This is a genomic window from Burkholderia sp. PU8-34 (genome assembly GCF_053427725.1).
In genome coordinates, this window is record NZ_JBSAXC010000006.1 from 196,072 (window position 1) to 209,320 (window position 13,249).

Below are 13,249 nucleotides of genomic sequence, written 5' to 3' on the forward strand. Positions count from 1 at the left end.
CGACGGATCGCTGGGGCGTGCGGCGGTGTGCGGGGTGTGCGGCGATGCGCTCGTCGTGCCGGAACGCCCGGTCGCGACCGGGCGTTCCCGCGTGCGATTGCCGATGAAACGGGGTGCGGCAGTGGAAACGAAAAGGCCGCGACACCGGAAACCCGTATCGCGGCCTGTGCCGTTGCGGCGCGGCACGCGCGCCGCGCGTGCAGCATCCGTTTTGCGGATCAGCCCGTGTTGCGCAGGCCGGCCGCGATCCCGTTGATGGTCAGGTGAATCCCGCGCCGCAGCCGCGCGTTGGTGTCGCCCGCGCGGTGCCGCTTGATCAGCTCGACCTGCAGGTGGTTCAGCGGATCGAGGTACGGGAAGCGGTTCTTGATCGAACGCGCGAGCAGCGGGTTCGTCGCGAGCCGGCTGTCGTGGCCGGTGATCTCGGCCAGCGCCTGCGACGTGCGCTCCCACTCGCCGACGATCCGGTCGAACACGTGCTTGCGCAGCTTCTTGTCCGCGACGAGCTGCGCATAGCGCGACGCGACCGCGAGATCCGTCTTCGCGAGCACCATGTCCATGTTCGACAGCAGGTTCGAGAAGAACGGCCAGGTCTTGTGCATCTTCTTCAGCAGCGCAAGACGCTTGCTGCGCTCGGCGTCGTCCTTCGCGCCGTCGAGGTAGGCGGCCACCGCGCTGCCGAAACCGTACCAGCCGGTCAGCAACAGGCGGCACTGGCCCCACGAGAAGCCCCACGGAATCGCACGCAGATCCTCGATCTTCCGGTGCTTCGGGTCCTGCAGCTTGCGCGACGCGGGACGGCTGCCGATGTTCAGCTCGGCGATCTCGCTGATCGGCGTCGACGAGAAGAAGTAGTCGGTGAAGCCGGGCGTCTCGTAGACGAGCGCGCGGTACGCGGCCATCGCGCTGTCGGACAGCGTCTGCATGGCGGCTTCGAACGCGGGCAGCTGCGCGGGCGCATTCGACTGCGGCAGCAGCGACGCTTCGAGCGTCGCGGCGACGACCGTCTCGAGGTTGCGCCGGCCGATCTCCGGGTTCGCGAACTTGCTCGCGATCACCTCGCCCTGTTCGGTCAGGCGAATCTGGCCGTTCACGGTGCCGGGCGGCTGCGACAGGATCGCCTGGTAGGTCGGGCCGCCGCCGCGGCCGACCGTGCCGCCGCGGCCGTGGAACAGCCGCAGCGTGATGCCGCGCTCGCGGAACAGGTCGACGAGCGCAAGCTCGGCGCGGTACAGCTCCCAGTTCGACGTCAGGAAGCCGCCGTCCTTGTTGCTGTCCGAATAGCCGAGCATCACTTCCTGCTCGCCGCCCTGGTGCGCGACCAGCGCGTCGACGCCCGGCAGCGCGAAGTACTCGCGCATGATCCGCGACGCGTCGCGCAGGTCGGGGATCGTCTCGAACAGCGGGATCACCATCAGGCCGTTCCGCGCGCCGCCGTGCTTCGCGCCGAGCGAGCCTTCGAGCAGGCCCGTCTCCTTCTGCAGCAGCAGCACTTCGACGAGGTCGCTGACCGTCTCGGTGTGCGAAATGATGTAGTTGCGCACCGCGCGCGGCCCGAACTGCGCGCGCACCGCACGCGCCTTCTCGAATACGCCGAGCTCGCTCTGCGCGAGCGCCGAGTATTCGAAGTACGGTGAGCGCAGCGGCCGCGGATCGGCGAGCGCGGCGAGCAGCACGCGCAGCTTGTCTTCCTCGGCGAGCGCCGCGTAGTCGGCCTCGACGCCGGCGCGCGCGAACAGCTCGGCCACGACGGCCTCGTGAATGTCGGAGCTTTGCCGCAGGTCGATGCTCGCGAGATGGAAGCCGAACACTTCGGCCGCGCGTGCGAGCGGTGCGAGGCGCGGCGCGGCGAGCGACGCGCCGTGATGCTCGGCGAGCGACTCCATCAGCACCTTCAGGTCGCGCACGAATTCCTCGGAATCCGCATACGGCGTCGCGCGCACGGGCGGTGCGCCGCGTCCGGCGCTGCGCACGGGCACCGTGCCTTCGCCGAGCCGCACGCGCGAGCTCGCGGCGAGCCGCGTGTAGATGCCGATCAGCGCGCGGCGGTACGGTTCGTCGACGCGGTGCGGCGACTGGTCGGGCGAGGCGGCGGCGAGCGCCTTCACCGCGTCGTTCGCGCCGACGAGCAGGTTCGACACCGACAGCTCGGCGCCGAGTTTGTGCACCTGTTCCAGGTAGTGCTCGAGGATCACCGCGGACTGGCGGTTGATCGCCTCGTCGAGCGTCGTCGCGGTGACGTTCGGGTTGCCGTCACGGTCGCCGCCGATCCAGCTGCCCATCTGGAAGAATGCCGGCACGCGGGCGGGCAGGCCGTGCTCCGCGAGCGCAGCCTCGATATCGCCGTACAGCGCGGGCAGCTCGTCGAGGAACGTCGCGCGGTAGTAAGACAGCGCGTTCTCGATCTCGTCGCCGACGGTGAGGCGCGCATCGCGCAGCATCCGCGTCTGCCACAGCGCCGTCACGCGTGCGCGCAGCATCGCCTCGTTGTGCGCGCGTTCGCGCGTCGTCAGCGGCTGGTCGCGCTCGGCCAGCAGGCGCGCGATGTCGTGCTGCGCGTCGAGAATGCTCTTGCGCTGCACCTCGGTCGGGTGCGCGGTGAGCACGGGCACGATCAGCGCGTCGTCGAAGAAGCGCTGCAGCACGCCCTTCGATGCGCCGCCCGTCTGCTTCAGCTGATCGAGCGCGAATGCGACCGTGCCCGGCTGCGGCGTCGAGCCGGCAAGCGCGTGGATGCGGCGGCGACGGTTGTGGTGGCGGTCCTCTGCGATGTTCGCGAGGTGCGAGAAATAGCTGAACGCGCGCACGACGCTCACCGTCTGCTCGGGCGTCAGCTTGCGCAGCTTCTTCTCGAGCGTCTGCGCGGCTTCGCGGTCGTCCTCGCGGCGGAATTTCACGGCCGTCTGGCGGATCGTCTCGACGACGTCGAACACCGCGTCACCCTCCTGCTCGCGCACGACGTCGCCGAGCAGGCGGCCGAGGAAGCGGATGTCCTCGAAGAGCGGACGGTCCTTGTCCTCGCGGGTGCGCGCGTTCGGCTTCGGCGTGCTCGCTGCCGCGCCGCCATCGGCGGCTTTTACCGCGCGTTTTGTCTGACGTATCGGGTCTTTCGGTTTCGTTGCCGGTTTCGTTGCCGATGTCGCGCGGCCGTTCGCAGCGGCGGCGATGGAGCCCGTCTGGGCGTCGGAGGAGGGCAAGGCAGCATTGCGGCGCGCCGTACGCGCCGATCCGGAAGACTTCACGATGGGTTTCCTTGGGAAAGCTCGAGTCAAAAGGAACTGCGGAAACTGCGGGAACTGCGGTCAAGCGACAAGCTGGGGCTGCGGCACATCCGCGCATCGCCGCGACGGCCCGCGCCAGGCGGCGTCGGGCCGGTTCCGCGCCCGGGCGGGCGAGGGCGTGCGTGCTACCATTGTTCGATCTTCAATCCCGTCCTTCGATTGTTCCTGCAATGAATTCCGAGACCTTATCGGCACAGCCGCCGGCGACGCTGACGATTGCTTCGCGCGAGAGCCGCCTGGCGATGTGGCAAGCCGAACATGTGCGTGATGCGCTGCGCAAATTATATCCAGCTTGTGACGTGAAAATCCTCGGGATGACGACCCGCGGCGATCAAATTCTCGATCGCACGCTGTCGAAGGTCGGCGGCAAGGGCCTGTTCGTCAAGGAGCTGGAAAACGCGCTCGCCGACGGCCGCGCCGATCTCGCCGTGCATTCGCTGAAGGACGTGCCGATGGCGCTGCCCGACGGCTTCTCGCTCACGGCTGTCATGAGCCGCGAAGATCCGCGCGATGCGTTCGTGTCGAACGACCACGCATCGCTCGACGCGCTGCCGGCCGGCGCCGTCGTCGGCACGTCGAGCCTGCGCCGCGAGGCGATGCTGCGCGCGCGCTACCCGCACCTGCAGGTACAGCCGCTGCGCGGCAACCTCGACACGCGCCTCGCGAAGCTCGATCGCGGCGACTACGCGGCGATCATCCTCGCGGCGGCCGGGCTGAAGCGCCTGGGCCTCGAAGCACGGATCCGCGCGCTCATCGACGTCGAGGACAGCCCGCCGGCAGCGGGCCAGGGCGCGCTCGGCATCGAGATCGCATCGCACCGCACCGACGTCGCCGCGTGGCTCGCGCCGCTGCACGACCGCGAGACCGCGCTCGCGGTCGAGGCCGAGCGGATGGTGTCGCGCGCGCTCGGCGGCAGCTGCGAGGTGCCGCTCGCCGCGCATGCGGTATGGCGAGCGGGCGAGCTGTACCTGACGGGCCGCGTGTCGACGACCGACGGCAAGCGCGTGCTGACGGCCGAGGAATGCTCGGCGGTGATGAGCGCCGCCGACGCGCTGGCGCTCGGCCGTGCGGTGGCCGACGAACTCGAGGCGCAGGGCGCGCTCGACATCGTCCATGCGCTGCTCGCCGGCTCGCAGGCCGGCAAGGGCGACGCCTGATGGCGGGCGGCGCGCGCGCGTTCACCGCCGTCCTCACGCGCCCGGACGGACAGTCGGCCGGGCTGGCCGCGCAACTGGCCAGCGCCGGTTGCGACGTCCTCGATTTTCCGCTGATCGACATCGCGCCGCTCGACGATCCGGCGCCGCTCGACGCTGCGTTCGCGGCGCTTGCCGACTATGCGCTCGTGATCTTCGTGTCGCCGAACGCAATCGACCGCGCGCTCGCGCAGTACGGCGCGATCTGGCCGAACGCGCTGCCGGTCGGCGTCGTCGGGCCGGGCAGCGTCGCCGCGCTCGAGCGGCACGGCATTGCCGCGCCCGCGTATCGCGTGATCGCGCCGCAGGCGCCCGCCGACGGCAGCGCCCCGAATTACGATTCCGAAAGCCTGTTCGCGTGCATCGAAGCCGCATTCGGCGGCGCGGCGGCGCTCGCCGGCAAGCGCGTGCTGATCGTGCGCGGCGACGGCGGCCGCGAATGGCTGGCCGACCGGCTGCGCGAAGCGGGCGCCGACGTGCAGCTCGTCGCCGCGTACCGGCGCGTCGTGCCGGAGCCGCGCATCGGCACCTGGGAGCGCGTGCACGCGCTGCTCGGCGGCGAGCCGCACGCGTGGCTCGTCACGAGCTCGGAAGGCGTGCGCAACCTGCACGAGCTCGCGCACGCGCACCTGAACGAGGCCGAGATCGACGCGCTGAAGCATGCGCCGCTCGTGACGCCGCATCCGCGGATCGAGCAGACCGCGCGCGCATTGGGTTTTGATAGGATTACGCTGACCGGCGCGGGCGATGAGCGCATCGTCCGCGCGTTTCGAACGATGGCCGACGAGGCCGTCCAACCGGCGACAGCCGCACCGGTGACAAAACGCATGACTGATACCAACGATTCCAAAAGCGTCTCTTCCCAGCCGGCCGCTGCACCTGCGACGCCGTCCAGCCCGCCGTACATGGCGTCCCAGCCGCCCGCGCGCCGTGGCGGCAGCGCCGTGCTGTGGCTCGTCGTCGTCGTGCTCGGCTGCGCGGCGGGCGTCGGCGGCTATGCGCTGAACCGCAAGGTCGACCGGCTCGACACTACGCTGGCCGCACGCCAGAAGGCGCTCGACGCGCAGGCGGCCGACACGCGCACGAAGACCGAGCAGGCGCTCGCGAGCACGCACCAGGTCGATACGCAGCTCGCGCAGCTCGACGGCAAGCTCGCCGATGCGCAGAACGCGCAGCAGGCGCTGCAGCAGCAGTACCAGGATCTCGCGCGCAACCGCGACCAGTGGATGCTCGAGGAAGTCGACCAGATGCTGTCGAGCGCGAGCCAGCAATTGCAGCTCACCGGCAACACGCAGCTCGCGCTGATCGCGCTGCAGAACGCCGACGCGCGTCTCGCGACGTCGCAGAGCCCGCAGGCGGTTGCGGTGCGCAAGGCGCTTGCGCAGGACGTGGAGAAGCTGAAGGCCGCGCCGTCCGCGGATCTCACGGGCCTCGCGATCAAGCTCGACGACGCGATCGCGAAGATCGACGCGCTGCCGCTCTCCGGCGAGGCGATCGTGCCGCACGCGGCGCCGAAGGCCGATGCGCCGGCGGATGCCGCGAAGACGGCCGCAGCGGCCGCAGCGGCTGCCGCGGCCGGCGAGCCGCGCTGGAAAATCTGGTGGCATGACTTCTCGGCCGGCCTCGGCCAGCAGTTGAAGGGCCTCGTGCAGGTGCGCCGGATCGACAACGCGGACGCGATGCTCGCGTCGCCCGAACAGGGCTACTTCGTGCGCGAGAACGTGAAGCTGCGCCTGCTGACGGCCCGGCTGTCGCTGCTCGCGCGCAACGAGCCGGCGATGAAGGCCGACCTGCACGCCGCGCAGGCGTCGCTCGCGAAGTATTTCGACCAGGCATCGAAGGACACGCAGACCGTCGAGGATCTGCTGAAGCAGGTCGACGGCGCGTCGCTGACGGTTGCGCTGCCGAGCCTGAACACCAGCCTGAACGCCGTTCAGCAGTTCAAGAGCCGGGGGTAACGATGACGCTTCGAGGAATCGTTTGGCTCGCAATCCTGTTCGCGATTGCCACGGCGCTGGCGACCGTCGGCCGCTTCGATACGGGCCAGGTGCTGCTCGTCTATCCGCCGTACCGGGTCGACCTGTCGCTGAACCTGTTCGTGATCGGCATCGTCGTGCTGTTCATCGTCGTCTACGCGCTGTTGCGCGTCGTGCGCAACATCTGGCGCATGCCGCAGCGGGTCGCCGCATATCGCGCCCGCGCGCGCAACGAGAAGGCGCAGGCTTCGCTGCGCGACGCGATCTCGAACCTGTACGCGGGCCGCTTCTCGCGCGCCGAGAAGGCCGCGCGCGACGCGCTGTCGATCGACGCGAACCAGGGCGCGGCGAGCCTCGTCGCGGCCACTGCCGCGCACCGGATGCATGAGTACACGCGCCGCGACGACTGGCTGTCGAAGGTCGGCGCGCCGGAATGGCAGGACGCGCGCCTGCTCGCCGCGGCCGACATGCGCGCGGATGCGCGCGATGCCGACGGCGCGCTCGCCGCGCTCGCCGAGATGCAGGCGGGCGGCAAGCGCATCCATGCGCAGCAGGTCGCGCTGCGTGCGCAGCAGCAGCTGAAGAACTGGGCCGAAGTGCTGAAGCTCGCGAAGGCGCTCGAGAAGCGCGAGGCGCTGCATCCGGCCGCGGCCGTGCGGCTGCGCCAGCAGGCGGCCGAGAACCTGCTGCGCGAACGCCGCCACGATCCGGATGCGCTGCTCGAGGTGTGGCAGTCGCTGTCGGCGACGGAGCGGCAGTCGCCGCGCCTTGCCGATCTCGCGGCCGAACTGCTCGCGTCGCTCGAGCGCCGGCCCGAAGCGCGCCGCATCGTCGAGGAGGCGCTCGCGCACAACTGGGACGCGCGGCTTCTCCGCCGCTACCCGGACACGGCCGGTGCGGACGCGCTGCCGCTGATCCAGAAGGCGGAAGGGTGGAAGAAGGATCATCCGGAAGACCCCGACCTGCTGTTCGCACTCGGCCGGCTCTGCCAGCAGCAGCAGCTGTGGGGCAAGGCGCAGTCGTTCCTCGAGGCGGCGCTCAAGCTCGCCGACAACGAGGCGCTCAAGGTGCGCACGCATCGTGCGCTCGCGCGCCTGTTCGAGCATCTCGGCGAGACCGACAAGGCGGCGAAGCACTACCGCGAAAGCGCACTCGCGATCTCGGTGGTCTGACGCGGCCGGCGCGGGCGCATCGAGCGGCCCGGGATTCGCGCAAAAAGCCCCGAATGCCAGATGGCTTTCGGGGCTTTTTGTTGTCTGCTGCGGAATTTCTGCGATCCGTGCGACGCGGTACCGACCAACGGAGCGTTTCGGGGCGGTGCGGCTTCGCCAAGGCCCGAAGAGGGAAACGGGCCGTCAGCCGACCTGCCTGCGCGCGCGGTCCGTCACCTGTCGACGAGCCGCTTCGGCACCGACAGCGCGAGCAGGCCGCCGAGCACGAGGAACGCGGCGAGCATGTACATGCCCGTGTCGTTCACGCCCGTTGCCTGCTTGAGCCAGCCCATCATGTACGGGCTCAGGAAGCCCGCGAGGTTGCCGATCGAGTTGATCATCGCGATGCCCGCCGCGGCCGCGGTGCCGCCGAGGAACGCGGTCGGCAGGCTCCAGAACAGCGGCAGCGTCGTCAAGATGCCCATCGTCGCGAGCGTGAGGCCGATCATCGCAAGCGCGGTTTCGTGCGCCCAGATGACCGACAGCACGAGCCCGAGCGCACCGAACGCGGCCGGAATCGCGAGGTGCCAGCGGCGTTCGCGGCGCTTGTCGGCGCTGCGCGCGACCAGGATCATCGCGACGACCGCGGCCGCATACGGAACCGCCGACAGCAGGCCGATCGCGAACGTGTCGGTCACGCCGGTCGCCTTGATGATCGTCGGCAGCCAGAAGCCGACGCCGTAGAGCCCCATCACGAACGAGAAGTAGATGAGCGCCATCAGCCATACGCGCGGGCTCGACAGCACGGTGCCGAGCGACGGGTCTTCCTTCACCGCTTCCTCGGCATCGACATTGCGCGTGAGCAGCGCCTTTTCCTCGTCGGTCAGCCAGTGCGCCTTCGCGATCCGCTCGTCGAGCGCGAAGAACACGACCACGCCCGCCAGCACCGACGGGATGCCTTCGAGCAGGAACAGCCATTGCCAGCCATGCCAGCCGCTCAGTCCGTCGAACGTCTTCAGGATGAAGCCCGAGATCGGTCCGCCGATCACGCCGGACAAGGCGACTGCCGTCATGAAGAACGTCGTCATCCGGCCGCGCCGGTGGGCGGGATACCAGTAGGTCAGGTAGAGGATCACGCCGGGGAAGAAGCCGGCTTCGGCGAGGCCGAGCAGGAAGCGCATCACGTAGAACATCGTCGGCGTCGTGACGAACATCGTCAGTATCGAGATCACGCCCCACGTCGCCATGATGCGCGCGATCCACAAGCGTGCGCCGACCTTGTGCAGGATGATGTTGCTCGGGATTTCGAACAGGAAGTAGCCGACGAAGAAGATCCCCGCGCCGAGCCCGTAGACGGTGTCGCTCAGGTGCAGGTCGCTCGCCATCTGCAGCTTCGCGAACCCGACGTTCACGCGATCGAGATACGCGACCACGTAGCACAGCAGCAGCAGGGGCGTGAGTCGCCACGAGACCTTGCGGTACGTTGCTTCCTCGAATGCGCCGGACGAACCCGGCAGCGAATGCGTCGATGTCGCCATGTTGTCTCCTGTCGTTCGTCGTTCGTGTGATGCGGGCCGGCGGGCGGGCCCGGTGCGGCAAGGGCCCGTCATTGGCGTGAACAGGCCCTAGATGCAGCGCCCGCCGTCTACCTCGAGGCAGACGCCGGTGATGAACTCCGCTTCGTCCGATGCGAGGTACAGCGCCGCGTTCGCGATGTCCTGCGGTGTCGAGAAGCGGCCGAGCGGAATTGTCGCGAGAAAGCGCTGGCGGTTTTCCGGGGTGTCTTCGCACCCCATGAACTCGGTCATCAGGCCGGTTTCGCCGAGCACGGGGTTGATGCAGTTCACGCGGATGCGGTCCGCGCCGAGCTCGGCGGCGAGCGACTTGCTCGCGGTGATCATCGCGCCCTTCGTGCTGTTGTACCAGACGAGGCCCGGGCGAGGCCGCACGCCGGCCGTCGATGCGACGTTCACGAACACGCCGCCGCCCTGCGTGCGGAAGTACGGGACGAGCGTCTGAACGCACCAGTAGAGGCTCTTCATGTTGACTGCGTACACGCGGTCGAACTCCGCTTCGGTCACGTCGAGCACCGGCTTGTTGCGGTGTGTGGTGCCGGCGTTGTTGACGACGATCTGCACCGTGTGGAAATCGTCGAGCGCAGCGTCGAGCAGCGTGCGCCAGTCGTCGCGTCGCGACACGTCGCCCGCGACCGCGATCGCCTTGCCGCCCGCGAGCGCGATCTCGCTCGCGACACGTTCGGCCGCCGCGCCGTTCAGGTCGTTGACGACGACGTTCGCGCCTTCGCGCGCGTACGTCTTCGCGATGCCTTCGCCGAAGCCCGAGCCGCCGCCCGTGACGATCGCCGTCTTGCCGCTCAAACGCATGGTGTGTCTCCTTGTTCGATGGACGTCATCGTATTTTGATGTGCTGCGTGCTGCGTGCTGCGTGCTGCGTGCTGCGTGCTGCGTGCTGCCGCGCATTCAGCCGTGCCGGATCGCGATGGTCTTCAGCACCGTGAAGCCGTACAGCGCCTCGAAGCCTTTCTCGCGGCCGTGGCCCGAGTGGCCGACGCCGCCGAACGGCAGTTCGACGCCGCCGCCCGCGCCGTAGTTGTTGACGAACACCTGGCCCGCGCGGATCTTTCGCGCGACGCGCAACTGGCGTGCGCCGTCGCGCGTCCAGATACCCGCGACGAGGCCGTACGGCGTGCCGTTTGCGAGCGCGATCGCTTCGTCCTCGTCGACAAAGCGCATCGCGGCGAGCACGGGGCCGAACACTTCCTCCTGCGCGAGCCGGTGCGCCGGCGGCACGTCGCGCAGCAGCGCCGGCGCCTGGTAGAAGCCGCTTTCGGGCGCCTCCGGGACGACCTGGCCATGCGCGGCCATCGGGATGCCGTCGTGCTGCGCGTCGGACAGGAAATCCCACACGCGCTGCTGCTGCTTCGCGTTGATCAGCGGGCCGCAGTCGAGATCCGCGCGGCTCGGGCCGACCCTGAGCCCGTTGAACGCGGTCGCGAGCCGTTCGACGAGCGGCTCGTACACTGCGCGGTCGATCAGCACGCGGCTGCCTGCCGAGCAGGTCTGTCCGCCGTTCTGCACGATCGCGTTGACGAGCACCGGCAGCGCGGCGTCGAGATCGGCATCCGCGAACACGATCTGCGGCGACTTGCCGCCGAGTTCGAGCGTGACGGGCACGTGGTTCTCGGCGGCCATCTGCGCGACGAGCTTGCCGGTCGCGGGCGAGCCCGTAAACGATATGTGGTCGATGCCCGGATGGCGGGCGAGTGCCGCGCCTGCCTCATGGCCGTAGCCGGTGACGATGTTCAGCGCGCCCGCCGGCAGTCCCGCCTCGGCGGCCAGCGCGGCGACGCGCAGCACCGACAGGCATGCGTCCTCGGCCGGCTTGACGACGCACGCGTTGCCGGCCGCGAGCGCCGCGCCGACGCTGCGCCCGAAGATCTGCATCGGGTAGTTCCACGGGACGATGTGGCCGGTGACGCCGTGCGGCTCGCGCACCGTCAGCACCATGTAGCCCGCCTGATAGGGCAGGGTTTCGCCGTGCAGCTTGTCGGCGGCGCCCGCGTAGAACTCGAAGTAGCGGGCGAGCGCGGCCGCGTCGGCGCGCGCCTGCTTCATTGGCTTGCCCGTGTCGCGCGCCTCGATGACGGCGAGTTCCTCGAGATGCGCCATGACGAGCGCCGACAGCCGCTGCAGCACCCGGCCGCGCTCGGCGGCGCTCGCCGCGCCCCACGCGCCCGAGAACGCGTCGCGGGCCGCGGCGACCGCGCGTTCGATGTCGGCGGCGGAGCCGCGCGCGATCGCGGCGAACGGCTGGCCGTCGGACGGATCGATGACCGGGATTGTCTCCAGCTGCGCGGGCAACGTCCATTCACCCGCGATGAAATGCTTTGCCTCTTCCATGCCTGCTCCTGTCGATCGGAGTTGGCGCTTCAGCGCTTAATCTGGTCCGATGCTTCGCGGTTGATCGGCGCCAGCGCTTCAACGCTGACGCCGGCCCCATGCAATGCTGCGCGTTGTTCGATGGCCGGACGCTCAGCGCGATTATCGCGCCGTTCGTCATCCGGACGCCATCGGTCGATTGGCTATAATGGCGCATTCTTTCCGGACATGCCGGCGGCGGTGCCTCAGCTGCGGCGTGCCCTGTCCCGAATTCCCTTCGACCAACAGAGAGCGCACATGAGCTTCAACCATGTTCCGGCCGGCAAGGACTTGCCGCAAGATTTCAACGTCATCATCGAGATTCCCGCGCAAAGCGATCCGGTGAAGTACGAGGCGGACAAGGAGCTGGGCCTCCTCGTCGTCGACCGCTTCATCGGCACGGGCATGCGCTACCCGGTGAACTACGGCTACATCCCGCAGACGCTGTCGGGCGACGGCGATCCGGTCGACGTGCTGGTGATCACGCCGTTCCCGCTGCTGGCCGGCTCGATCGTGCGTTCGCGCGCGCTCGGCATGCTGCAGATGACGGACGAGTCGGGCGTCGACGCGAAGCTGGTCGCGGTGCCGCACGACAAGGTCTGCCCGATGACGGCGAACCTGAAGTCGATCGACGACGTGCCCGAGTACCTGAAGGACCAGATCAAGCACTTCTTCGAACAGTACAAGGCGCTCGAGAAGGGCAAGTGGGTGAAGGTCGAGGGCTGGGCCGGCATCGACGCCGCGCACAAGGAAATCACCGACGGCGCTGCGAACTACAAGAAGTAAGCGGCGCGCCGGCCGCGACGGCCGGTTCGTACGGTGTTCAGAAACCGCGCGTGTCTCGTCAGGAGACCGCGCGGTTTTGTTTTGCGCGGGCGGTTTTCTTCGGTGCGGATGCGGGTGCTGCGCGGCCCGTGGAGCGGGACTTCGCTGCCGGGTTGGGGGGCGCCTTCGACTTCCTGGCGGCGGTGCGCCCGGTTGTTGGCGCCGTGATGCCCGGCTCCGCTGCGTCGAGCGTCGCGCCGGTGGCCGACGCTTTTTTCTTCGACGTCGAGCGCTGTGCCGACGCGACCTTGGTTGGCGAACCTCCACGGGCTGGTGAAGTCTTTGCCGGGGTGCGGCCACGTTTCCGGACGGCGGCGTTCGGATCGGACTCGTCGATTGCAGTGCCGGTGACTGACGCGGCCTCCTTCGGTGCTGCCTTCGCAACCGAGCCCGTGCGAGTCGGCGAAGTCCCGGCCACGCTGCGACTGCGTTTGCGCGCGCTGTCGTTCTTCCCGGCTGTATCGCTCACGGTGACAGCGGCAGTGTCCGTTGCCGTCATGTTGCCCTTCGGCGCCCGCCCGCGACGTACGCCAGCCGTCCGCTTGCGCGACTTGCCCGTTGCCGATTTCCCGCTGCCGTCACCCGCGCCCTCGTCGACCGCTGTCACGACAGGCAAAACCGATTCAAGCGTCCGCACGCCCGCCGCCAGCTCGCGCTTCTGCGCCGCAGTCAGCTGCTTGACCCGGTATTCGGCGCGCAACGCGCTCGACCGGTCGGCAAGCGGGAACGACGCGAGCACCGCGCGCGGCTTGCGCGAGCGCGTGTAGCGCGCGCCCTTGCCGGCCGCGTGTTCGTCGAAGCGCGCAGCCACGTCGGTCGTGATGCCGGTGTAGACGCTGCCGTCGGCGCATTCGATCAGATACAGGAACCAGGACATGACAGGGC

9 protein-coding genes are annotated in these 13,249 nt (G+C 69.2%); 4 read left to right on the forward strand and 5 right to left on the reverse strand.

What is annotated here, in order from left to right; genetic code table 11:
* Positions 1-218: 218 nt before the first annotated feature.
* Positions 219-3,242, reverse strand: coding sequence for a phosphoenolpyruvate carboxylase (gene ppc / locus ACV22Z_RS17075; RefSeq protein WP_448077464.1), 3,024 nt, complete (start codon positions 3,240-3,242; stop codon positions 219-221).
* Between the two features lie 209 nt (positions 3,243-3,451).
* Between ppc and hemC the strand changes: the two genes are divergently transcribed.
* Genes hemC through ACV22Z_RS17090 form a run of 3 tightly spaced genes read left to right on the forward strand, consistent with a single transcriptional unit; the run spans position 3,452 to position 7,622 of the window.
* Positions 3,452-4,438, forward strand: coding sequence for a hydroxymethylbilane synthase (gene hemC / locus ACV22Z_RS17080; RefSeq protein WP_448077465.1), 987 nt, complete (start codon positions 3,452-3,454; stop codon positions 4,436-4,438).
* Positions 4,438-6,432, forward strand: coding sequence for a fused uroporphyrinogen-III synthase HemD/membrane protein HemX (gene hemDX / locus ACV22Z_RS17085; protein WP_448077466.1), 1,995 nt, complete (start codon positions 4,438-4,440; stop codon positions 6,430-6,432). Before hemC ends, hemDX begins: the two co-directional genes overlap by 1 nt.
* Positions 6,433-6,434: 2 nt before the next feature.
* Positions 6,435-7,622, forward strand: coding sequence for a heme biosynthesis HemY N-terminal domain-containing protein (locus ACV22Z_RS17090; protein ID WP_448077467.1), 1,188 nt, complete (start codon positions 6,435-6,437; stop codon positions 7,620-7,622).
* 212 nt (positions 7,623-7,834) lie between these two features.
* Here the strand turns inward: ACV22Z_RS17090 and ACV22Z_RS17095 are convergent, their stop codons facing one another.
* The 3 genes from ACV22Z_RS17095 to ACV22Z_RS17105 form a co-directional block, all read right to left on the reverse strand.
* Entirely contained in the window at positions 7,835-9,139 is a 1,305-nt protein-coding gene (locus ACV22Z_RS17095) for an MFS transporter (RefSeq protein ID WP_448077468.1), read from the reverse strand.
* An 87-nt stretch (positions 9,140-9,226) separates the two neighbouring features.
* Complete coding sequence (locus ACV22Z_RS17100; protein ID WP_448077469.1) at positions 9,227-9,985, reverse strand: SDR family oxidoreductase; 759 nt, start codon at positions 9,983-9,985, stop codon at positions 9,227-9,229.
* A 96-nt stretch (positions 9,986-10,081) separates the two neighbouring features.
* Entirely contained in the window at positions 10,082-11,521 is a 1,440-nt protein-coding gene (locus ACV22Z_RS17105) for an aldehyde dehydrogenase family protein (protein WP_448077470.1), read from the reverse strand.
* A gap of 276 nt (positions 11,522-11,797) precedes the next feature.
* Here ACV22Z_RS17105 and ppa point away from each other — a divergent pair, with 276 nt between their 5' ends.
* Positions 11,798-12,325, forward strand: a complete 528-nt coding sequence (ppa, locus tag ACV22Z_RS17110) for an inorganic diphosphatase (RefSeq protein ID WP_010091037.1) — start codon at positions 11,798-11,800, stop codon at positions 12,323-12,325.
* Positions 12,326-12,383: 58 nt separating this feature from the next.
* Here ppa and ACV22Z_RS17115 read toward each other — a convergent pair whose 3' ends face one another.
* Complete coding sequence (locus ACV22Z_RS17115) at positions 12,384-13,241, reverse strand: GIY-YIG nuclease family protein (protein ID WP_448077629.1); 858 nt, start codon at positions 13,239-13,241, stop codon at positions 12,384-12,386.
* Between the last annotated feature and the right edge of the window lie 8 nt (positions 13,242-13,249).